General features: G+C 52.9%; 21 protein-coding genes. 7 read left to right on the top strand and 14 right to left on the bottom strand.

The features are described 5' to 3' along the window. Positions 1-205 precede the first annotated feature (205 nt). The 3 genes from speD to EDI29_RS18295 all read right to left on the bottom strand — a co-directional run bounded on the left by speD (position 206) and on the right by EDI29_RS18295 (position 2,366). Positions 206-1,000 (bottom strand): adenosylmethionine decarboxylase, encoded by a 795-nt coding sequence (gene speD / locus EDI29_RS18305; RefSeq protein ID WP_010308862.1) that lies wholly within the window; start codon positions 998-1,000, stop codon positions 206-208. Positions 1,001-1,045: 45 nt separating this feature from the next. Beyond that, the gene (gene speE / locus EDI29_RS18300) at positions 1,046-1,909 is read right to left on the bottom strand and encodes a polyamine aminopropyltransferase (RefSeq protein WP_137742036.1); all 864 of its coding nucleotides are present in this window, start codon (positions 1,907-1,909) and stop codon (positions 1,046-1,048) included. Positions 1,910-2,018: 109 nt separating this feature from the next. Beyond that, positions 2,019-2,366: a YacC family pilotin-like protein gene (locus EDI29_RS18295; RefSeq protein WP_005968999.1), complete on the bottom strand. Its 348-nt coding sequence runs from the start codon at positions 2,364-2,366 to the stop codon at positions 2,019-2,021. Positions 2,367-2,783: 417 nt separating this feature from the next. On the opposite strand from EDI29_RS18295, the gene EDI29_RS18290 reads away from it, so the two are divergent. Together EDI29_RS18290 and EDI29_RS18285 are read left to right on the top strand one after the other, a co-directional pair. Then, positions 2,784-4,406: an ABC transporter permease gene (locus tag EDI29_RS18290; protein ID WP_137742035.1), complete on the top strand. Its 1,623-nt coding sequence runs from the start codon at positions 2,784-2,786 to the stop codon at positions 4,404-4,406. Positions 4,407-4,410: 4 nt separating this feature from the next. Beyond that, on the top strand, positions 4,411-5,496 hold the full coding sequence (locus EDI29_RS18285; RefSeq protein ID WP_137742034.1) for an ABC transporter ATP-binding protein: 1,086 nt from the start codon (positions 4,411-4,413) through the stop codon (positions 5,494-5,496). On the opposite strand, the gene EDI29_RS18280 is transcribed toward EDI29_RS18285, so the two are convergent. After that, positions 5,497-5,931, bottom strand: coding sequence for a GNAT family N-acetyltransferase (locus EDI29_RS18280; RefSeq protein ID WP_137742033.1), 435 nt, complete (start codon positions 5,929-5,931; stop codon positions 5,497-5,499). Between the two features lie 150 nt (positions 5,932-6,081). On the opposite strand from EDI29_RS18280, the gene hpt reads away from it, so the two are divergent. Then, the gene (gene hpt / locus EDI29_RS18275) at positions 6,082-6,615 is read left to right on the top strand and encodes a hypoxanthine phosphoribosyltransferase (protein ID WP_011094841.1); all 534 of its coding nucleotides are present in this window, start codon (positions 6,082-6,084) and stop codon (positions 6,613-6,615) included. 59 nt (positions 6,616-6,674) lie between these two features. Here the strand turns inward: hpt and can are convergent, their stop codons facing one another. Beyond that, positions 6,675-7,316 carry a carbonate dehydratase gene (gene can, locus EDI29_RS18270; RefSeq protein ID WP_005969011.1) on the bottom strand — a complete coding sequence of 214 codons (642 nt, stop codon included), beginning with the start codon at positions 7,314-7,316 and terminating at the stop codon, positions 6,675-6,677. A 407-nt stretch (positions 7,317-7,723) separates the two neighbouring features. On the opposite strand from can, the gene EDI29_RS18265 reads away from it, so the two are divergent. Further along, a complete protein-coding gene (locus tag EDI29_RS18265) occupies positions 7,724-8,662 on the top strand; it encodes an ABC transporter ATP-binding protein (protein ID WP_137742032.1) in 939 nt (312 codons plus the stop codon). After that, positions 8,659-9,429, top strand: coding sequence for an ABC transporter permease (locus EDI29_RS18260; RefSeq protein WP_137742031.1), 771 nt, complete (start codon positions 8,659-8,661; stop codon positions 9,427-9,429). The genes EDI29_RS18265 and EDI29_RS18260 overlap by 4 nt, the downstream gene beginning before the upstream one ends. A 282-nt stretch (positions 9,430-9,711) precedes the next feature. On the opposite strand, the gene panD is transcribed toward EDI29_RS18260, so the two are convergent. From panD to thpR, 9 genes are all read right to left on the bottom strand, one after another. Further along, positions 9,712-10,092 (bottom strand): aspartate 1-decarboxylase, encoded by a 381-nt coding sequence (gene panD, locus EDI29_RS18255; RefSeq protein ID WP_137742045.1) that lies wholly within the window; start codon positions 10,090-10,092, stop codon positions 9,712-9,714. Between the two features lie 17 nt (positions 10,093-10,109). After that, positions 10,110-10,964: a pantoate--beta-alanine ligase gene (panC, locus tag EDI29_RS18250; protein ID WP_137742030.1), complete on the bottom strand. Its 855-nt coding sequence runs from the start codon at positions 10,962-10,964 to the stop codon at positions 10,110-10,112. A gap of 26 nt (positions 10,965-10,990) precedes the next feature. Next, positions 10,991-11,785 carry a 3-methyl-2-oxobutanoate hydroxymethyltransferase gene (panB, locus tag EDI29_RS18245; RefSeq protein ID WP_137742029.1) on the bottom strand — a complete coding sequence of 265 codons (795 nt, stop codon included), beginning with the start codon at positions 11,783-11,785 and terminating at the stop codon, positions 10,991-10,993. A 114-nt stretch (positions 11,786-11,899) separates the two neighbouring features. Next, positions 11,900-12,394, bottom strand: a complete 495-nt coding sequence (gene folK / locus EDI29_RS18240; protein ID WP_137742028.1) for a 2-amino-4-hydroxy-6-hydroxymethyldihydropteridine diphosphokinase — start codon at positions 12,392-12,394, stop codon at positions 11,900-11,902. Next, positions 12,394-13,806 (bottom strand): polynucleotide adenylyltransferase PcnB, encoded by a 1,413-nt coding sequence (pcnB, locus tag EDI29_RS18235; RefSeq protein WP_206664370.1) that lies wholly within the window; start codon positions 13,804-13,806, stop codon positions 12,394-12,396. The genes folK and pcnB overlap by 1 nt, the downstream gene beginning before the upstream one ends. Positions 13,807-13,912: 106 nt before the next feature. Then, entirely contained in the window at positions 13,913-14,881 is a 969-nt protein-coding gene (gene gluQRS, locus EDI29_RS18230; protein WP_137742026.1) for a tRNA glutamyl-Q(34) synthetase GluQRS, read from the bottom strand. 127 nt (positions 14,882-15,008) lie between these two features. Beyond that, the gene (gene dksA, locus EDI29_RS18225; RefSeq protein WP_005969032.1) at positions 15,009-15,464 is read right to left on the bottom strand and encodes an RNA polymerase-binding protein DksA; all 456 of its coding nucleotides are present in this window, start codon (positions 15,462-15,464) and stop codon (positions 15,009-15,011) included. A gap of 268 nt (positions 15,465-15,732) precedes the next feature. Further along, entirely contained in the window at positions 15,733-16,437 is a 705-nt protein-coding gene (sfsA, locus tag EDI29_RS18220) for a DNA/RNA nuclease SfsA (protein WP_137742025.1), read from the bottom strand. 34 nt (positions 16,438-16,471) lie between these two features. After that, on the bottom strand, positions 16,472-17,002 hold the full coding sequence (thpR, locus tag EDI29_RS18215) for an RNA 2',3'-cyclic phosphodiesterase (RefSeq protein WP_137742024.1): 531 nt from the start codon (positions 17,000-17,002) through the stop codon (positions 16,472-16,474). Between the two features lie 93 nt (positions 17,003-17,095). Here thpR and hrpB point away from each other — a divergent pair, with 93 nt between their 5' ends. Then, positions 17,096-19,540, top strand: a complete 2,445-nt coding sequence (gene hrpB, locus EDI29_RS18210) for an ATP-dependent helicase HrpB (protein ID WP_137742023.1) — start codon at positions 17,096-17,098, stop codon at positions 19,538-19,540. A gap of 102 nt (positions 19,541-19,642) precedes the next feature. Then, positions 19,643-22,120: a bifunctional glycosyl transferase/transpeptidase gene (gene mrcB / locus EDI29_RS18205; RefSeq protein WP_137742022.1), complete on the top strand. Its 2,478-nt coding sequence runs from the start codon at positions 19,643-19,645 to the stop codon at positions 22,118-22,120. Positions 22,121-22,364: the final 244 nt, after the last annotated feature.

Genomic DNA, 22,364 nt, shown 5'->3' with positions numbered 1-22,364 from the left:
ATTATGCCGCTACGCGGTTCCATCGGTGCCCATGCTCGCTTTTCGAGCCGCCAGCGACATGCTCCCGGCATGGCGCTGGCTTTCGCGACGTCCTGTCGCTCACTCGGCGGTCAAGCGCACCGCTGCATAATTTTCACGCCGGATAACGGCAAAATCCTTGATGCCCTTATATTTGTGACTAAGAGATACACCCTATATGTATTGATTACAGGACAGGCAGGTTTCTGCCGTAATAGATTTCCTGCATTTCGTGATACAGCAGATCGGTGATTCTTTTCCGTTCAGCCGCGCTGAGTGCTTCAGGGCTGACGTTGAACAGGTAATGCTTGAGGTCGAAATCCTTCAATAACATCTTGGTATGAAAGATATTTTCCTGATACACGTTCACATCCATCATGTGATAGAGCGCTTTCATATCCTCAGACATGAAGTTCTGAACCGAATTGATCTGATGATCGATGAAATGTTTTATGCCGTTGACATCACGGGTAAATCCCCGCACGCGATAGTCGATGGTCACAATATCGGATTCAAGCTGGTGGATAAGGTAGTTCAGCGCTTTCAGCGGTGAGATTACGCCACAGGTTGACACTTCTATGTCCGCACGGAAGGTGCACAGCCCGCCTTCTGGGTGGCTTTCCGGGTAGGTATGAACGCAGATATGGCTTTTATCCAGGTGCGCCACGACGGAGTTGGGTAGCGGCCCTGGGTGTTCTGAGGTATCGACATCCCGTGGATCGATAGGTTCTTCGCTGACCAGAATGGTCACGCTGGCACCTTGTGGGTCATAGTCCTGACGCGCGATGTTAAGGACGTTGGCACCGATAATTGAGCAGGTTTCAGTGAGGATTTCTGTTAAACGGTTAGCGTTATATTGTTCGTCGATATAGGCGATGTAACCATCGCGATCGTCAGCCGTTTTGGTGTAACAGATATCGTAGATACAAAAACTCAGGCTTTTCGTTAGGTTATTAAAGCCGTGTAGCTTCAGCTTGTGCAATTTACGTCACCCCCTTGTGGTTGTGTGGTTACCCTAAGTGATGGGCTATTGCGCATTCTGTAACGCGCTCAACAGATACTGTGGCAGGGCAAAACTGCCGATGTGAACATCTGGTGTGTAATAGCGACAGGTGATACCGGATTGCGCAAAACGCTGGTGCAGCGTGGCGGTGTCTATCTGGCGCAGCGCCGGGTGATTGCTGGCCCAGGCGAACGTCATAATGCCGCCGTAGTACGTCGGGATTGCGGCCTGATAAAAGCTGACATCGTTGAAATAGCGGCTGAGTTTTTTATGGCTGCCGACGGCTTCATCCTGTTGCAGGAAACACACGCCATTCTGAGCAACAAAAATCCCGCCTTCGTTCAGGCAGCGAGCGCAGCCCTGATAGAAATCTGAGGTGAACAGGCTTTCACCGGGGCCGACAGGGTCGGTGCAATCGGAAATGATAACGTCAAACTTATCGCTGCACTGTCTGACGAAGTTTACGCCGTCATCAATCACCAGATTAAAACGCGGGTCGTCATAGCTACCGGCGCTGTGATTGGGCAGATACTGGCGACAAAACTCCACCACGCCCGCATCGATTTCTACCATCGTGATCTGTTCGACGCCGCGGTGTCGACTGACTTCCCGCAACATGCCGCCATCGCCGCCACCGATAATCAGTACGCGTTTGGCGTTGCCGTGTGACAGAAGAGGAACGTGGGTGAGCATTTCGTGATAGATGAATTCATCGCGCTCGGTGGTTTGCACCACGCCGTCAAGCGCCATCACGCGACCTAACGCCTTGTTTTCAAAAATGATGAGATCTTGGTGATCGGTCTTCTCGTGATACAGCACCCGATCAACCGAAAAATATTGGCCAAAGTTGGCATGCAGGGTTTCATACCAAATTTCTTTCTGGGACATGTTAGGGCTTCCTCCGCGATAACAGCCATGAAAATTGGCGCGCCATCATAGCCGACTCTTTTGCCGCTTGCACGGTCAAATTTCAGTCAGTACGGAGGAGGGGGCGGAATTACTGCGCGTAGGAGAGTAAACCGAGCGAATTACGTGCCAGAGACTGACATTTCTTCGGCGTTGGAATTGCGATTTTACTGAGATCGCGATAGCTGTCTTCACCCATCGCTGTCATGTCATAGGCGCTATAATTGCTAAGATCCCAGCGGTTCTGCTGAGCGAATGCGACCAACGTCCGACGAACCTGTTCATTTGGCAGGTCTTGGTAACCACAGTGGTTTTTCAGATAAACAAAGATCGCGGTTAGATCGGCCAGATCTTCCGCCTCAAATTCATTCAGCGCCTTGCTGGCGGAAGAGAAGCTCATCAGGCTTAGCAGGAGCAGAGCCAGCGCAGAGTTTTTCATGGTTGAACCTGTTCCAAATATCGTCAGCTGACGTTATCACAGATATCGCAGGGTTTTCCAAGCTTTCTTACGGGAAACATCTGATATCCCATCATCTTTCAAGCGGCACATGCGTTGATTTTTCTTAAACCCTCATTTTCGTGGATGCACACATTGCGCGGTTCAAAACGCTAACATCTTGTCTTGCAGCTCGAATTATTTCGGGAATGATGATAAAAAAACGGGTCATGGACGAGGGAGAAATATTTTTATTAACTCCATGAAATATAGATTATTTTTTTGATTTCATTTCAATAATAAAAGTCGTGTCAGGTTAATCGCAGGATTAGAGCCTATTTATCGTTGTTTGATACGATGACGCCGCTGTCAGGCTCTGTTATTAATAACAGCGATCTCATCTAATACAGTTTTTATTCTATGATCTCCGGTGTCTGGCGCGTCAGTAGTTGGTTGTTGGCGGGACTGTTGCTGCTTCCTTTAGCGACGGTTTTTTATCAGGTTTTTTTTGCCGACGGAATGGGGTTTACCCAACTGTGGCAAATCGGGTTACCCACTTATCTGATGCATTCTGCGGTTATCGTGATTGGCACGCTTTTTTTCAGCTTGCTGTTTGGGTTGCCTTCAGCCTGGCTCATCGCCATGTACCGTTTTCCCGGCCATCGTGTGCTGCAATGGGCGCTTTGCCTACCACTCGCGATGCCTGCGTTCCTGCTTGCTTACCTTTATACCGATGTGTCGCGGCATCTTTCCTCGCTGTTGCGGGAGTGGGGGCTACAGATAGCACCATCGTGGGGAGAATCCCACGCCGTTGGGCTATCTGTTTCACTGGGCTGCGTGAGTCTGACGCTGGCGCTCGTTTTATACCCCTACATTTACCTGTTGGTGCGTGAAGCACTGGTGAAACAGCCTGCTAGCCTTATCCATTCGGCTCGTTTGCTGAATCAGACACGTTCCCAGGTATTCCGTCGCTTATGCTTGCCTATTGCGCTACCTGCGATTGCCTGCGGTGGCGCGTTAGTGGTGGTCGAGACATTAGGCGATTATGGTGCCGCGTCTTATCTTGGTATTCCAACCATGACAACACAGGTGCTCGATATCTGGCAGGGACAGGGCGATCTCGGGGCGGCGTCGCGCCTTGGTGTGTTGATTCTGCCCGCGATCTTTCTCTTGATGTTTCTGGTTAATTTTTGGCGCCGGAAGCAGAAAATTTATCAGGCTCAGTCGAACGCTTCTCTGGTGGTTCCGCCTGTGTTGAGCGGGTGGCGCAGCAAGGTCGCTCGCGGTTACTGCTGGGGAATTGTCTGTCTGTCATTCCTGTTTCCGCTGTTGTATCTCCTCTTTTTGGCACTCCGCCATATGCTGTCGGTATGGGATATAGCATTCCTTCATGCGGTGACGAATAGCCTACTGGCGTCTTCCACGGCGACCGTCATCATTACGTTAATGGCGCTGTCGTTTATCTTCTACACCCGTACGGCTGGCATGTTCGCCAACCAGACGCCGGTTCGGCTGGTGAGCCTGAGTTTTGCTTTGCCTGGCGCGGTACTGGCCGTTGGGCTGTTTACCTTGCTGTCGTTGGTGGATAGAGGGATTACTCTTTTTGCTAACGCAGCCGGACTACCCACAGCAGATGCTTGGCTGGCGGGTTCATTGTTTATTCTCATTCTTGCCTATAGCGTTAAATTTGGGCGTTTGATGCTAGACAGCCTTGAGCGCAGCATGGACGCTATTCCGCGGTCGCTGGATAGTGCGAGCCTCGTGCTGGGGGCTTCCCCCCTCAGCCGTTGGTCGCGCGTGCATATGCCGTTGTTGCGCCGCAGTGTGTTCATCGGCGCGTTGCTGATTTTCACGGAAAGCATGAAAGAGTTGAATGTCTCGTTGCTGCTGCGTCCTTTTGGGATCGATACGCTGGCAACCTATGTTTTTCGCTTTACGGCGAGTGAGCAAGTCGCGTCATTTGCCTTTCCTGCGCTGGTGTTAGTGGCGGTAGGGCTGATACCAGTTTTTGGGCTGAATCGCGCATTGAATATAAAAGGATAATCACATGGCCGCGTCGATAGATATTCTGAGCGTTCAGTCGGTAAGTTGTTCGTTGCAGCAGTCTCCCGTGTTGGAGAACATCTCATTTTCCGTGCGTGATGATGAGACTATCTGCCTACTGGGCAAGAACGGTTGCGGTAAGACGGCGTTATTACAGGTGATTGCGGGCCTGCTACCGATTACCCAGGGCAAGATCTTGTTAGAGGGGGAGCCAGTCAGTTCACCGCAAGAGTACGTCTTGCCTGAACGGCGTCAGGTTGGGCTGATTTTTCAGGACTATGCACTTTTCCCGCACCTGACTGTTGCAGGCAATATTGCGTTTGGGTTATATGGCCGTCCGGAAAGCGAGGTAAAGCCAATTTGTGCGGAGATGCTGGCGCTTTTGCAACTGGATGAGGTTGCCGCGCGTTATCCACACGAGCTATCAAATGAACAGCAACAGCGTTTGGCGATTGCCCGCGCGCTGGCCTGTGAGCCGAAACTGCTGCTGCTGGACGAACCGTTTCCCGGTTTGGACAGCCAGACCCGCTATCGCCTGATTACTGAATTACGGCAGGTTCTCAAACAGCGTCATGTCGCGGCGGTGTTCGCCACGCACAGCCGGGAAGAAGCTTTTGCCTGCGCCGATCATCTGATTCTGTTGGATGAAGGAAAAATTATGCAGCAGGGCTATCCCTCTGAGCTGTACCATCGGCCGAACAGCCGCTTTGTGGCTGATTTTATGGGGAATACGAATTATCTGCCCGTAAAGATTATGAGCGACCACCAATGGCAGAGCCCATTGGGCGATCATCATGCAACACACCCACTCAATCAGCCGATCGATTCGCCGTGCGACTGGATGGTGCGTCCTGCTGATGTGGCGTTGGCGCTCGATCCTGATGGTCCGGCATTTATCGAAGATCGGCTGTTTATGGGGACATCAAACTTGTATCGGGTAAAGCTGGGGGAACTGATGTTATTGGTGCAGACCGGCAACTGGTTTGAGCCAGGACAGCAGATACGTTTGAGCATTAAGACGGACCCTCCGGTCCTGTACCCTGCTTTGCCGGCCGTCAGCAATACGGCTGACGGCTCTGAAACGAAATGACTACGCGTCTGCGTGTAAATCTGACGCAGGCATGATCCAGGCGCTGTTGTGCTTTTCAAACCCTAATTTCGGGTAGTAATCCACCGCCAGCGGCGCAGCCAGCAAAATAATTTTGCAGCCTTTTTCAAGCTGCTGAGCGGTTTCCTGAATCAGCTTCTTTCCTATTCCCGCATGCTGACAGTTGTCTGACACGGCCAGATCGGACAGATAACAGCAAAAATGAAAATCTGTTACGCTGCGCGCAATCCCAATCAGAGTATCCCCTCGCCATGCGGAAACCAGCAGATTGGCGTGCTTAAGCATACCTGCAATCGCTGTCTCATCATCCAGCGGGCGACGCGGCCCCAATGAGGTTTTCGCTAACAGCTCAACGAACTGCTGGCGGGAAAGTGGGGCGTTCACTTTGTAGCAAACATCCACAGAGGGTGTGCTCATGGTGTCTCCTTCATGGTGTGGTTTCTGATATACTTCGCGCGCCTGGGCATGACCTGGGCTGATTGACATCAGCATTGGCGCATCATCGATAATGAGTCTGTCATTTTTCCGATGGTGCTGAATACCTTACTTCAAAGAGTTATCAGTATGATGAAACATACCGTGGAAGTCATGATTTCTGAGCAGGAAGTGATGGCGCGGGTTACCGAACTGGGGCAACAGATCAGCGAACACTACCGTGATAGCGGCAGCGATATGGTGCTGGTGGGGCTATTGCGCGGCTCGTTTATCTTTATGGCCGATTTATGCCGGGCGATCGATGTCCCTCACGAAGTGGATTTCATGACGGCATCCAGCTATGGCAGCGGTATGAACAGTACGCGCGATGTTAAAATCCTGAAAGATTTGGATGAAGATATTCGCGGCAAAGACGTATTGATCGTTGAAGATATTATCGATTCGGGCAATACCCTGAGCAGAGTGCGAGAAATTCTGCAACTGCGTGAGCCAAAATCGTTGGCTATCTGTACGCTATTGGATAAGCCAGAGCGCCGTGAAGTGGCGGTGAAAGTTGAGTGGGTTGGGTTCTCGATCCCTGATGAATTCGTTGTGGGATACGGCATCGACTATGCTCAGCACTATCGCCATTTACCTTATGTCGGCAAGGTTGTTCCGCAAGAATAACGGTCAAGGTAAGGCCGATGCCGTGAGCGACGCCCAGTGAGTGGGCGTCAGGCTGCGAATCAAGACAGGGTGGAAATCGCGCGGCGATAACGCTGTTCCAGCGTCTCCCGGTTGGTTGCAGTCACTTCCAGATCGCGCAGTCGGCCATCCTGAATACCGTACACCCAGCCGTGGATGGTGACTTTCTGCCCACGTTTCCAGGCGGACTGCATGATGGTGGAGTGGCCGAGGTTATAAACCTGCTCGACAACGTTGATTTCACAGAGCGTATTCAGGCGCTGTTCGGGAGGCAATTCCCCCAGCAGCGAACTATGCTTGTACCACAAATCACGGATATGCAGCAGCCAGTTGTTAATCAAACCCAGTTCCGGGTTTTCCACCGCCGCCTGAACACCGCCACAGCCGTAGTGGCCGCAGATGATGATGTGTTCGACTTCGAGAACTTCGACGGCATATTGCACGACAGACAGGCAATTGAGGTCGGTGTGAATAACCAGATTTGCGACGTTGCGGTGAACAAACAGTTCACCAGGCTCAAGGCTGGTCAGACTTTCCGCAGGTACGCGACTGTCCGAGCATCCAATCCATAGAAAACGGGGACGTTGCGCCTGCGCCAGGCGTTCAAAATAGCCAGGGTCCTCTTCCACCATCGTTTTAGACCAAAGCTGGTTATTGGCGATGAGCGTTTCAATTTCTTTCATGAAAGTAAATGACCTGTAACAAACAAGGGGCAGTGATGAGTAATATAAGGCAACATGCGTCGTTTGAAAAACGATAGTTTATACTCGTCATACTTCAAGTTGCATGTGCGTTGGCTGCGTTACTCGGCACACTGGTGTGCCTCGCCCCGTTGGGTCCGCTGCAAGCCGCGTTCAAATCTGCCACTGGCAGATTTGTCAGTCACCCGAATCACTTACCTGAGTAAGTTCATCGGGATGAGGGAGAGACATCCTGTCTCTCACCGGAGGCCAGCCGTTGGCTGGTCAAATTCGTTCCCGACGAATTTGTCCTTCCTTTGCCGCCTACCTGCAACTTGAATTATTTAGAGTATATATTTGTCACACTTTGAATCTGTAGAACTCACTGATAATAAGGCAATCCATTTCTTATGACATATGCACTGGAACTGGCGCAACTAACCAAAACTTATTCGGGAGGCGTCAAGGCGTTACGGGGAATCGACCTGAACGTGGAAGCAGGGGATTTCTATGCGCTGCTGGGGCCGAATGGCGCAGGAAAATCCACTACGATTGGGATTATCAGCTCGTTGGTGAACAAAACCGCCGGGAAAGTTCGCGTCTTCGGCTATGACCTTGAGCTGGATAAAGTGAATGCGAAACGCCAGTTGGGGCTGGTTCCGCAGGAATTTAACTTCAATCAGTTCGAAACGGTATTACAGATTGTGGTTAATCAGGCGGGTTACTATGGCGTGAAACGTCAGGATGCGTTGCAGCGTGCCGAAAAATATCTGAAACAGCTGGATTTGTGGGGGAAACGCAGCGAAAAAGCAATGATGTTGTCGGGGGGGATGAAGCGCCGCCTGATGATTGCACGTGCGTTAATGCATGAACCTAAGTTGCTGATTCTTGATGAACCAACGGCGGGTGTGGATATCGAATTGCGTCGTTCCATGTGGGGTTTTTTGAAAGAGCTAAATGCGCAGGGCACGACGATTATCCTGACGACGCACTATCTGGAAGAAGCGGAAATGCTGTGCCGCAACATCGGGATCATTCAGCGAGGTGAGCTGGTGGAAAATACCTCGATGAAGCAACTGCTTGCTCAACTGAAGTCCGAAACGTTTATTTTCGATCTGGCGGCAAAAAGCCCGCTACCACAGCTTGAAGGTTATGCGTTCCGTCTGATGGATACGTCAACGCTGGAAGTGGATGTGATGCGCGAGCAAGGTTTGAACGCGCTATTCAGCCAGCTAAGCGCGCAGGGGATAACAATATTAAGTATGCGTAATAAAGCTAACCGGTTGGAAGAGCTGTTTGTCACGTTGGTTAATGGGGACGGCGTGAACGGTAAGGGAGAAAAGGCATGATGCGTTTGTATTGGGTGGCGCTACAGAGTATCTGGGTTAAAGAAGTGACCCGTTTTGGCCGTATATGGATTCAGACGCTGGTGCCACCCGTGATCACCATGACGCTGTATTTTATTATTTTCGGCAACTTGATCGGTTCACGTATTGGGGAAATGCACGGTTTTACCTACATGCAGTTTATCGTGCCGGGTCTAATTATGATGGCGGTGATTACCAACGCCTATGCCAACGTCGCCTCTTCCTTCTTCAGCGCTAAATTCCAGCGCAATATTGAAGAGTTGCTGGTCGCGCCAGTGCCAACACACGTGATCATTGCGGGGTATATTGGCGGCGGTATCGCGCGCGGTCTGTGCGTCGGCATTCTGGTAACCGCAGTGTCGTTGTTCTTCGTTCCGCTACATGTTCATGCCTGGTGGATCATCGTTCTAACGCTGCTACTGACGGCGACGCTGTTCTCGCTGGCGGGATTACTGAATGCGGTGTTTGCGAAAACCTTTGATGATATCAGCCTGATTCCGACGTTCGTATTAACGCCGTTGACCTATCTGGGCGGGGTATTTTACTCGCTGACGCTCTTACCGCCCGTCTGGCAGGCCGTTTCCAAACTGAACCCGGTGGTGTACATGATCAGCGGCTTCCGCTACGGCTTTCTTGGGATTCAGGATGTGCCGCTGCTGTTCACCATGTCGGTACTGATTGCCTTTATCGTGGTATTTTATCTGCTGGTCTGGTGGCTGATTGAACGCGGACGCGGGTTACGAACGTAGTGTGTGAATGCTGCAAATGAAAAGGCGGTGGTAACACCGTGTTAGCCTTTTTGCAGGCTGATCTAAGAAGTGAAAACGGGAGTAATGGAATAGAAGAGTAAAGCGTTTGCGCCAGGGACAAAGGCGTCAGGAACGCCTTTGAACGTCGCTTGCGACGGCCCTGAAAGGGTGAATCTCAGGGATGAGATTCATATCTGCGCAATCCAAGCTTACAGCTACCGTACTTGCAGCGTCTTTACGATCTATCCATTACAACCGCTCGATTCCTTCAGAAACTGTCGATCAGGCGACCTGAACCGGAATCGCTTTTGCCTGACGTTGCAGCTCGTTATTGCCAGAGAAATAGGCAACCTTAGGGCTGTGGCTTCTGGCCTGCTCGTCGGACATCTGCACATAGGAACAGATAATCAGTTTGTCACCCACGCAGGCGCAGCGCGCGGCGGCACCGTTCACAGAGATAATGCGTGAACCTCTTTCTCCTGCAATGGCGTAGGTAGAGAAACGCTGCCCGTTATCAACGTTGTAGATATCAATCGCTTCGTATTCCAGAATGCCCGCAGCCTCCATGAAATCCTGATCAATGGCGCAAGAGCCTTCATAATGCAAGTCAGCCTGAGTTACTTTGACCCGGTGCAGCTTGCCTTGCAGCATGGTACGTATCATCGCTTTGTTACCTCGGTTCATACAGTCAAATCGACCTGGTGGTTATCAATCAATCTGGCCTTGCCTAACCAGGCCGCTATCAAAATCACGGCACGCGTACTGGCAGTGCTCAGCGGTTGCAGCGTATCAGCATCGCGGATAAACAGTTCATCAGGCGTAAAGCCTGCTTCGCGTAATTTATCTGCCGTTTGTTCCAGCAATGGATCGATCTGGCGATCGCCGTTGTCTAACTGCGCTGAAAGCGCCATCATCAACTGGTACAGCGTCGGTGCCAACTGGCGCTCTTCAGCACTGAGATAGCCATTACGTGAACTCAATGCCAACCCATCTTTTGCACGCACGATAGGCACGCCGATGATATCAATGTCATAGCCCATATCACGGACAAGCTGCCGAATCAGCGCTAACTGCTGGTAATCCTTCTCGCCGAAGCAGGCCAAATCCGGCTGTACCAGATTGAACAGCTTGCTAACGATAGTGGCTACGCCTCGGAAATGACCGGGGCGGCTAGCCCCTTCCAACATAGAAGACAGGCCGGGCACATCGACAAACGTTTGCGATTCCAGCCCATTTGGGTATATCACATCCGGGCTCGGTGCGAAAACCAGATCGGCACCACGGCGGTTCAATTTCTCGCAGTCTTCCTGCAACGTTCGGGGGTAGCGGGCTAAATCATCTGGCCGCTCAAACTGCATGGGATTAACAAAAACGCTGACAATAACGATATCGGCGCGAGCTTTGGCTTCATCGACCAGCGTCATGTGCCCGTCGTGCAAATTGCCCATAGTGGGAACCAAAGCAATGCGTTTCCCTTCCTGACGCCAGCGACGCACTTCGCGGCGCAGCAACAGAGGGGTTTCGATAATTAACACGCCATACTCCTTAAAAAACAGTCTGATTAATGAAACGAATGCGCTTCATCCGGATAGATACCCTGTTCGACTTCCTGTGCATACAGGCGCACTGCCGTGCGAATATCACCGCTTTGGGCCAGAAAGTTCTTGGCAAATTTAGGTGAACTATCGCCAGTAATGCCGAAGGCATCATGCATGACCAGAATCTGCCCGTCGGTAACGTTGCCTGCGCCGATGCCGATGACAGGAATCGACAACGCGTCTGTGACGCGTTTAGCCAGCGCGACAGGTACGCATTCCAGCACAAGCAGCTGTGCGCCAGCTTCTTCAAGTGCGAGGGCATCAGCCAACAGTTGATTGGCATCGCTTTCGCTGCGGCCCTGAATTTTATAGCCACCGAAGATATTAACGGACTGCGGCGTCAGACCCAGATGACCGCAAACCGGTACGGCGCGTTCGGTCAGCATTTTTACCGTTGGGGCAAGCCAGCTTCCACCTTCCAGTTTCACCATATTCGCACCGGCACGCATCAGTTCTGCTGCCTGGCTAAACGTTTGTTCTGGTGTGGCGTAAGTCATAAACGCCATATCGGAGAGAACCAGCGCGAGTGGTGCGCCGCGGCGGACGCACTGTGTATGGTAGACGATGTCGTGTGTGGTCACAGGCAAGGTGGAATCATGACCTTGCACGGTCATGCCCAGAGAGTCACCTACCAGCATCACGCGAATGCCTTGTTCAAAAAATAAACGAGAGAAGCTGGCGTCGTAAGCTGTTATCGTAGCGAATTTTCGCTGCTCTTGTTTCCATTGGCGCAAGTGGGAGATAGTCGTCGGTTTCATGACGGTCTTCCTATGTCAATAGGGCGAATAATTGAGGGAAACATTCTAATGTAAGCCGACGTGTGGCGATATACCCGCCATGCTAATCTGCTTGTATGTTGGCTTTACTGTGGCTCAGGTAGTATTGTCGTCCCACAATGTCAGACCATTGCGATCGACATGGGTTAGCCGTTGCGCGAGCGTTTCGCCGTCAGGGAATGCCAGATCAGGGGCAATTTCCGCGAGTGGGTAGAGCATGAATTCACGATTTTTCATATCGTAATGCGGCACGGTCAGACGTTCCGTCTGGATCGTGGCATCACCAAACAACAGAATATCCAGATCCAACGTGCGTGGGCCCCAGCGGTGCGCTTTACGTTCGCGACCTTGTTCCAGTTCAATAGCCTGTGTGCAATCGAGCAATGATTCGGCGGCTAATGCGGTTTCCAGTTCAACGACGGCATTAAGATAATCCGGTTGATCCTGTGGGCCGAGCGGGCGACTACGATAAAACGAGGAGCAGCGAACGACGCGAGTCTGTGGAATCGCATCCAGCGCTGCCAGTGCGGCGCGTACCTGTTGCAAAGGCTGGGCAAGATTGCTTCCCAGCGCCAGATACACGCGTGCCATCAGGCTTGATCCCTGCGTGCCGTCGTCGGTTTACGTGGACGACGAGGGCGGGAGCGACGATGTGGTGTCGGGCCGTCATCCAGCGATCTCAGCATGGTTTGTTGGCGTGGCGGTGCTGCAACCTGGAATTCCCCCCACCACTGAGCCAGACGCAGCAGCTCCTGATGGTTTTCTATTTCGGCACGCAGGCAAAGCAAGTCATACGCGGCGCGGAATTTAGGATGTTCCATCAGCTTATAAGCGCGTTTACCTTGACGGCGAGACAGTCGCGTTTGCAACTGCCAGATATCGCGGACTAACGAGGTAATACGCTTAGGGATTGCCAGAGAACGGCACTGTTCGTCCAGTACATCGTTCATTGCCAGCGAGAACGCATCGAAGTAGGCCAGACCACTTTCCTGAGCCAGCTTTTGTGCATGCTCGATCAGCGGATACCACAGCATGGCGGAGAACAAAAATGCCGGATTCACCCGCATGTCGTTTTGCAAACGCTTATCGGTGTTTTTCAACACTTGGGCAACCATGCGCTCCAGCGTGGAATCGCCGTTTGGTGTGAAATGGCGGCTCAGCAGCGGGAAAAGCGGCTGGAACAGCTGGTATTCACACAGCATTTTATAGGTTGGATAGCCATAGCCCGACTGAAGCAGCTTCAGCGACTCTTCAAACATACGCGCCGCAGGGATATCGTGCAGCAATGAGGCCAGACGAGGAATCGGCTCAGCGGTTTCCGGGCTGACCGTCATGTTCAGCTTAGCGGCGAAACGGACGGCGCGCAGCATACGCACCGGATCTTCACGGTAGCGCGTTTCGGGATCGCCAATCATACGGATGACGCCCTGATGCAGATCGTTCAGGCCATTGGTATAATCGCGTACGCTGAAATCAGCAATGCTGTAGTAGAGGCTATTGATTGAGAAATCGCGGCGTTGAGCGTCTTCTTCTACCGAACCGAAAATATTGTCACGCAACAGCATGCCGTTCTGAGCCTGCTGAGAAGAGTTTTTAGTTTCTTGCTGCTCTTGATGCTGATCGTGGTGACCACGGAATGTGGCAACTTCAATCACCTCTGGCCCGAACATGATATGGGCGAGACGGAAACGGCGCCCGACCAAACGACAGTTGCGGAATAACTTGCGCACCTGATCGGGCGTGGCGTTAGTGGTGATATCAAAATCCTTCGGCTTTTTGCCCAGCAGCAGGTCGCGTACACCGCCGCCAACCAGATAAGCCTCGTAGCCCGCTTTGTTCAGGCGATAAAGTACTTTCAGCGCATTATCGCTGATGTCGCTGCGTGAAATTGTATGTTGGTCACGCGGAATCACCGTCAGATGCCGACGCGGTTCCTCTGATTCGACCATTTCGTTCTCACGATTCAGTACTTTACGACAAAAATTAGCAACTCGGGAAAAGATAATACACCTCGATAGTGATGGATAAATCAACAGCACAGCATTGGCGTCGCCCCCCAAAGGGGCGGCTAAGGATGGCGCGCCACGAAAAATAGCGGCTAATCATAGCTCACCAATGCCCCTTTGAGAATGCTGATGTGATCGCGGACGCGTTTATTGCTGCTTGCAACGGGATGGTATCCAGGGACCAGTGCGCCACAGACCATGCCAGAAGCGCGGAAAGTGTCATATCCTGGCTATTTTCTGGCAGCGGTTGATGTAAAAATTGCAGTGCGGCAAGCAGCACAGGACGCGGATCGCCGTCCGGTAGTGAGGGGGCGTGATTTTGTTTGGAAAGCTTATTTCCCTCACTATTCAGCACCAGCGGCAGATGAACGTAGGTGGGGATCGTGTAGCCTAACTGGCGATAGAGCGAGATTTGCCGAACGGTTGGCTCGATAAGATCGGCACCGCGCACGATCTCGGTAATCCCCTGATCGTTATCGTCGATCACCACGGCTAGATTGTAGGCAAATAGCCCATCGCGGCGGTGGATAATAAAATCTTCCTGAGCGAGAGCGTTATCGGCATACAGATCGCCACGTAATTTATCGTGAAAATGAAATACCGGCGTCGTCTGGCGCAGACGGAGCGCGGCGTTATCGGCAGGCAGGTTGCGCGTCCGGCAATAGCCATCATAGTGCCCACCTAGCTGCTGAATGCGGCTACGCGTACAGGTGCAGTAGTAGCTCATTCCCTGCTGTTGAAGCTGCTGAAGAATCTCGCGGTAACGCGCATGCCGCTGTGACTGGTAAACCACATCACCGTCCCAGTGCAAACCGTAGTGTTCTAATTGTGCGAGTATGCGAGAGGCGGCACCGGGAATTTCCCGTGGAGGATCGATGTCTTCAATGCGTACTAGCCAGCGCCCTTGTCGAGAACGAGCCTGAAGATAACTACCCAGTGCGGCGATCAGTGAGCCAAAATGCAGGTCACCAGAGGGAGAAGGGGCAAAACGCCCGATATAACGGTCGGTTTCAGAAAGGCGATTAGCTTCAGAAAAACTATTTTTTCCGGTAAAACAATCGGTTCCAGACATAAGAGGTTGGTGCTATCTCGTCAGCGTTTTATCCAGACAGAAGATAGAGTGATGAATATCATTCATCAGCGGTAAATTATCCGAAGACGGCCCCTGCGAGTGGCAGGAGCCGATTTTAGACAGGATATTATCCTGCCATTTGCTTTTCGCGTATCTCTGCCAGCGTTTTGCAGTCGATACACAGATCGGCAGTCGGACGAGCTTCCAGACGGCGGATGCCAATCTCGACGCCACAGGATTCGCAGAATCCGAAGTCCTCATCTTCGATTTTCACCAGCGTTTTGGCGATTTTCTTAATCAGCTTGCGCTCACGGTCACGGTTACGCAGTTCGAGACTGAACTCTTCTTCCTGCGCCGCGCGATCCACGGGATCGGGAAAATTAGCGGCTTCATCGCGCATGTGCGATACAGTCCGATCCACTTCATCCATGAGTTGGTTGCGCCATGCTTCAAGAATACGCTTGAAATGAGCCAGCTGAGCGTCGTTCATATACTCTTCGCCCGGCTTCTCTTGGTACGGCTCTACTCCGGCAATTGCGAGAATGCTCAGAGAAGATGTCTTACGATTTTGCCCTTCTTGCATGTTGCTTCTCCTACATAACACGACACGCATAATACCCTTTTATGCAGTGAAGTTGCGGCGTTGTTGACCAGAACTTCAGCTATCTGGGTATATCGGCCCCCAAAGGGGGGAAAAAACAGGCCGCTATAAATAGCAGATGAAGATGGGGTTGGCAATGCTTCCTGACACCGGCCTGATAAAGTGTGAGGAACAACTTGTATACATTAAGTAATAAACAATGTGTTACGCCTTTGGTGGTACGTTCGGCGTGTTATGCAATGCTTGTGCTTCATCCCAACAACGGTAGCTTGTGCGTCAATTTAATACCATCAGGGCATAATGTGGAGCCGTAACATAAAATTTCAACCCCTGCCTGCTGTGCTTCGATAAATAATTCCGCATAGCGTGAATCGATATGCCGGGCAGGAGAAACCTGCTGGATTCCTGAATGGAGAACGGCGAAAAAAAGGACGGCACGTTTTCCATTGGAAACCATCTGTTGCAGTTCACGCAGATGCTTTTGCCCTCTGAGTGTAACCGCATCGGGAAAGTAACCACATTTATGTTGCAATAATGTGACGGATTTCACCTCAATATAGCAGTCAATCTTGTCCGGCGCCTGTAAAAGCAGGTCTATTCGGCTGTTTTCCGTACCGTATTTCACTTCCGTTTTTACATCAGAGTAGCCTGCCAGCTCTTCTATGCGATTCTCTAATAAGGCTTCGTACAATAATGTGTTGGCACGCAGAGTATTGACACAAATCCAGTGATTTTGTTGCGTTTCAGTGAGTTCCCAACTTTGCGGATACTTACGCTTAGGGTTATCGGACGTTGAATACCAGACGGTATCGCCGGGTGTAGCACAGCCTGTCATCGCACCCGTATTGGCACAGTGTAGCGTGAGCGTCTCGCCTTCCGGCGTCACGACATCGGCCAAAAAGCGTTTGTAACGTTTAATCAACCGGGCGGGCTGTAAGCGTGGGGTATAGTCCATGCGTATCCTGTTTTTTGTTTATCCACTCGACTACTTATTTAATAAATGACCAGCTTTCCAACTGCTGATAGCGGGTTTTGCCATTATCGAATAATGACTCGTAAAGTGAAAAGTGCGTCATGTCGACCTGCCAGCTAAAGGTGGCGGGGGGAATTGCCACGGGGCGAGTTGCGCCACGTAATAGCGTAATGTGCGGATGAAACGGCAAGGCCGTTTGATAGCAGCCGTTGCGCGCGGCCTGAGAACGCAGCAGTTCCGCCAACTGTAACAGCCCGCGCGGTGCACGACGGCAGCCCAGCCAGACCACGCCGGGACGCGGCCAATGTCCAGCGTCATTTAGCGTGAGGGTAAACGCGGGCTGGCGGATTCGACCTGCTAATGCCTGTAAGACCTGCGCCTTTTGCTCACTCACATCGCCTAAAAACGCCAGCGTTAGATGGAGATTGGCTGCGGCGATCGGACGGCCTGCGTCCAAAGGAAAGTGTTCGGCACGCCAGCGGATAATCGCTTGCTGTGTGGTTTCCGGCAGTGATAAGGCAAAAAACAGGCGGCGGGGGGCTGGCATGGTGCTCTCTCTTGTTCTGATTCCATCCGATGCGACATTCATCCAGATGCTACAATGCTCGCCGCTGAAAGTTAACCTTATACGGAGATGTCTGTGATTTTACCGCCCGTCAGCGCCGTGCTGGATGATGTGATAACAGCGCTACATACTGCTCCTCAGGTGTTGCTCAATGCCCCAACAGGAGCGGGGAAATCAACCTGGCTGCCGTTGCAATTACTGCAACAGGGCAACGTGAACGGACGCATCATCATGCTAGAGCCACGCCGTCTGGCGGCGAAGAGTGTTGCCTGGCGGTTGGCACAGCAGCTAGGTGAAGAGCCAGGGCAAACCATCGGTTATCGGATGCGCTCGGAAACCTGCGTGAGTAGCGCAACGAAGCTGGAAGTTGTCACCGAAGGCATGCTAACCCGTTTGCTGCAACAGGATGCGGAGCTGCAAGGTGTAGCGCTAATCATCCTTGATGAATTCCATGAGCGTAGCGTGCAGGCCGATTTGGCATTGGCGCTGCTGCTGGATGTGCAACAGGGGCTGCGTGACGATTTAACGCTACTGATTATGTCCGCCACGCTCGACAATGCGCGGCTGTCAGCGCTGTTGCCGGAAGCCGTCTGCGTGGTTTCCGAAGGCCGTAGTTATCCGGTAGAGCGGTGTTATGCACCGCTAAATAGTCAGGAACGTTTAGAAGAGGGGGTTGCGCGACAGGTGAGGCGTTTGCTCAGTGAAGAGGACGGCTCTCTGCTGCTGTTTTTGCCTGGTGTCGCGGAGATCCGCCGCGTGCAGTTGCTGCTGGAAAATAGCGTGTCGAACGAGACGGATCTCTGTCCTTTATATGGCGCGTTGACGCTGGCGGAACAGCAAAAGGCCATTCTGCCTGCGGAACCAGGCCGTCGTAAGGTCGTGTTAGCCACCAATATCGCTGAAACCAGTCTGACAATTGAAGGTATCCGGCTGGTGGTGGACAGTGGCCTTGAGCGCGTAGCCAGCTTTGATGTGAAAAGCGGCGTCACTCGGCTGGTAACACAGCGCATCAGTCAGGCGTCGATGGTACAACGCGCCGGACGTGCCGGACGCTTAAGTCCGGGTATTTGCTGGCATTTGTGTGCTCGTGAACAGGCAGAACGCGCGGCGGCGCAAAGTGAAGCCGAGATCCTGAATAGTGATTTAAGCAGCGTCTGGCTGGATTTATTACAGTGGGGTTGTACCGATGTGGCGCAGTTAACCTGGTTGGATTTGCCACCCGCTCCTGCGCTTTATGCTGCGCGCCAACTGCTGCGCCAGCTTGATATTACTGATGAGCAGGATAGGTTGACTACTGAGGGGCGCAAGATCGCTGCGTTAGGCAGCGATGCTCGTTTGGCAACCATGCTGTATGCCGCGTCACAGCAAGGTCCCGATGTGTTGGCTACCGCAGGGTGTCTGGCGGCGATACTCGAAGAGCCACCGCGTAGCGGGTCGATCAATCTGGCTGACTGGCTGCATCGCCCGCTCCCCCATTGGTTGCGGCGTGCAAAACAGCTGACTCGCCGTTTATCGACGACCTCGGGACATATTGACGGCGGCGAAGCCGACTGGCTGCTGGCACTGGCTTTCCCTGATCGTATCGCCCGGCGGCGCAGTCAGGATGGGCGCTACCAGCTCGCTAACGGTAGCGGCGCGATGATGTCGGCTGATGAAGCGTTGTCAGGTAACGAATGGCTGCTGGCCCCTGCGCTATTACAAAATAACCAGAGTGCCGACGCGCGGATTTTATTGGCGTTGCCGCTGGATATTGAACGGCTGGAGCGGCGGTTACCTGGATTAATAAATGAGCGTAACGTGGTGCACTGGGACGAAGAAAAGGGTACTCTGCGCGCCAGCCAGCGCGACCAGATAGGTTGCCTGACTCTGCGAACGCGCCCGTTGAATAAGCCTTCCGATGAGGCATTACAGCAGGCGATGCTATCCTGGATTCGGGAGCAGGGGCTCAACGCATTGAATTGGGACGCTGCGGCGTTGCAGTTACGTGCTCGCTTACAGTGCGCGTGTCAGTGGTTGCCTGAGGTTGACTGGCCGCGAGTGGATGATGACAGACTGCTGGCAACGTTGGAAAGTTGGTTACAGCCGTCACTGCCTGGCGTGCACGATTTACGGACACTGCACCAGATTAATTTGAGCGACGCGCTGCTGCGGCTTTTGGACTGGTCGCTGCGTCAGCGGCTGGATAGCGCGTTGCCCACGCATTACACAGCGCCTGGCGGTAGCCGTTTGCCCATCGCCTATTATGACGATAAGCCACCGGTACTGTCGGTACGGATGCAGGAAATGTTCGGCGAGCAGCAGAGCCCGCTGCTGGCGGAAGGGCGTGTGGCGTTGGTGCTGGAACTTTTATCACCCGCACAGCGTCCACTACAGATTACGCGCGATTTAGCGGCATTCTGGCAAGGCACCTACCGCGACGTGCAAAAAGAGATGAAGGGGCGTTACCCCAAGCATGTCTGGCCGGACGATCCGGCAAATACGGCTCCGACGAGACGTACCAAGAAATATCAGAATCACTAATTTCAGACGTTTCCGCTTTCCCAAAAAGGGGGCTGGAAACAGAGTAGGCGGCTTGAGCGCAGAGCGGATAGCCGTGAACAACCTGATGGAGAAGTTATTGTAATGTCTCGGGATGACCGCGAACCTATCGGACGCAAAGGGAAAACGCCAAAACGTAAGCCTGAACGTAAGCAGGCTATACGACGTCGTAGGGATGACGACTATGATGATGACTATGACGATTATCAGGACGACTATGACGACGATGATGATTATGACGGCGATGACGCCATGACGCGGAAATCGCAGAGAAGACGGCGCTGGCTGGGGCTGGCTATCAAGCTATTCCTGATCTTTGCCGTGGCAATGGCGATCTACGGTGTATACCTCGACAGCCAGATTCGCAGCCGTATTGAAGGCAAAGTCTGGCAGTTGCCCGCCGCCGTCTATGGCCGCATGGTCAACCTTGAGCCCGGTATGGCCTATAGTCAGAAAGAGATGATTAGCCTGCTGGAAGGTATGCAATACCGTCAGGTGAGCCGCATTACCCGACCGGGCGAATTCAGCGTGCGTGGTAACAGCATCGATATGCTGCGCCGCCCGTTTGATTTCCCCGATGGGAAAGAAGGGCAAATTCAGGCGCGCCTGACGTTTGCCAACGATCGTTTGTCACAGATCCAGAATCTGGATAACCAGCGTAATTTTGGCTTCTTCCGTCTCGATCCGAAACTGATCACCATGATGCAGTCGCCGAATGGCGAGCAGCGCCTGTTTGTGCCGCGTGCCGGTTTCCCCGATCTATTAGTGGATACGCTGGTTGCGACCGAAGACCGCCATTTTTATGAACACGATGGCATCAGTCTGTACTCGATTGGTCGTGCGTTTTTAGCCAACATCACAGCAGGACGCGCAGTGCAGGGCGGGAGTACGCTGACGCAGCAGTTAGTGAAGAACCTGTTCCTGACCAACGAACGTTCGCTGTGGCGTAAAGCCAACGAAGCCTATATGGCGCTGATCATGGATTATCGCTACAGCAAGGATCGCATCCTTGAGCTGTATCTTAACGAGGTGTACCTCGGTCAGAGCGGTAACGATCAGATTCGCGGCTTCCCACTTGCCAGCCTGTATTACTTTGGTCGTCCGGTGAATGAACTGAGTCTCGATCAGCAAGCGCTGCTGGTGGGGATGGTGAAAGGGGCGTCGCTGTATAACCCGTGGCGTAACCCTGATATTACGTTAGAGCGACGCAATCTGGTGCTGCGACTGTTGCAGAATCAGCAGGTTATTGATGCCGATCTGTACAACATGCTGAGCGCGCGTCCGCTGGGCGTGCAGCCGAAAGGCGGTGTTATCAGCCCCCAGCCGGCGTTTATGCAGATGGTGCGTCAGGAACTGCAACAGCGGCTTGGCGACAAGGTTAACGATCTCTCTGGCGTGAAGGTCTTTACCACGCTCGATCCTGTCTCGCAGGATGCAGCGGAAAAAGCGGTAGAAGTCGGGGTTCCGGCACTGCGTGCAGGACGTAACGTCAGCGATCTGGAAGCGGCGATGGTGATTGTCGATCGTTTCAGTGGCGAAGTCCGCGCGATGGTTGGCGGTGCTCAAACGCAGTATGCCGGGTTTAACCGTGCGCTACAGGCGCGTCGTCCTGTCGGATCGCTGGCGAAACCACCGACTTACCTGACGGCATTGAGCCAGCCAGATACCTATCGTTTGAATACTCTGCTGGCGGATGAGCCGCTGTCGCTCAAGCAGCCTAACGGACAGCTGTGGCAGCCGAAGAACTACGATCGTGAATTCCGGGGCCGCGTCATGTTAGTCGATGCGTTGGCAAACTCGCTGAACGTCCCGACCGTCAATTTGGGGATGGCCGTAGGGCTGGATCAGGTCACGGCAACGTTGAAGCGTTTAGGTATTCCCGAAAACGTGATTCAGCCTGTGCCAGCGATGCTGCTGGGGGCAATCAGTTTAACGCCGATGGAAGTGGCGCAGGAATACCAGACGATCGCCAGCGGCGGCAACCGCGCTCCACTTTCCTCACTGCGTTCGGTGATTGCGGAAGACGGTACGGTGCTGTATCAGAGCTTCCCGCAGGCGGAACGCGCGGTTCCGGCGCAGGCAGCCTATCTGACGCTGTATGGCATGCAGCAGGTTGTTGAACGCGGTACGTCGCGCTCGCTGGCGGTGAAATTCCCGAATTATCATCTGGCAGCGAAAACCGGTACGACTAACGACCTGCGTGACAGCTGGTTTGCTGGGATCGACGGTAAAGAAGTGGCGATTAGCTGGGTAGGGCGCGATAACAACGGCCCGGCCAAGCTGACTGGGGCGAACGGTGCGCTGACGATTTATCGTCGCTACCTGGAGAACCAAACGCCGCTGCCGTTGATGCTGACGCCACCGGAAGGCATTACGACCATGACGGTAGATGCCAGTGGTAACTTTATCTGCAACGGCAGCAGCGCCGGGCGCGTATTGCCAATTTGGACGGATAATCCGCAGGCGTTGTGTCAGGCGAGCCAGCCACAGCCTTCAGCGCAGCAGGACCAGCAAAACGGAGAAGGCGTCGCTGACTGGATCAAACAAATGTTTGGGCAATAAATGCTTATCACTACCCCGGCTAATCTATTGTCTCTTATAGACAAAGACAGGGGTATCACGGGTTTTGTCGTTATCCGGCGTAAAAAATTATGCTGAGGAGATAGCAGGCTTAGGATGAGCCGCATGGACGCGGCGAAAGCTTGCGCCACGTCGGGAACGTGTCGCAAGCGGTCTGTTAAGCCTGATACCGACGAAGGAACCGCGTCAGCGGCATAATTTCCGCCAAAAGCCTCGGGGTCACGGG

The organism is Pectobacterium polonicum (genome assembly GCF_005497185.1).
Classification (GTDB): Bacteria; Pseudomonadota; Gammaproteobacteria; order Enterobacterales; family Enterobacteriaceae; genus Pectobacterium; species Pectobacterium polonicum.
The sequence above is the reverse complement of the archived record's forward strand: the minus strand, read 5'-3'. Positions and strand labels throughout refer to the sequence as shown.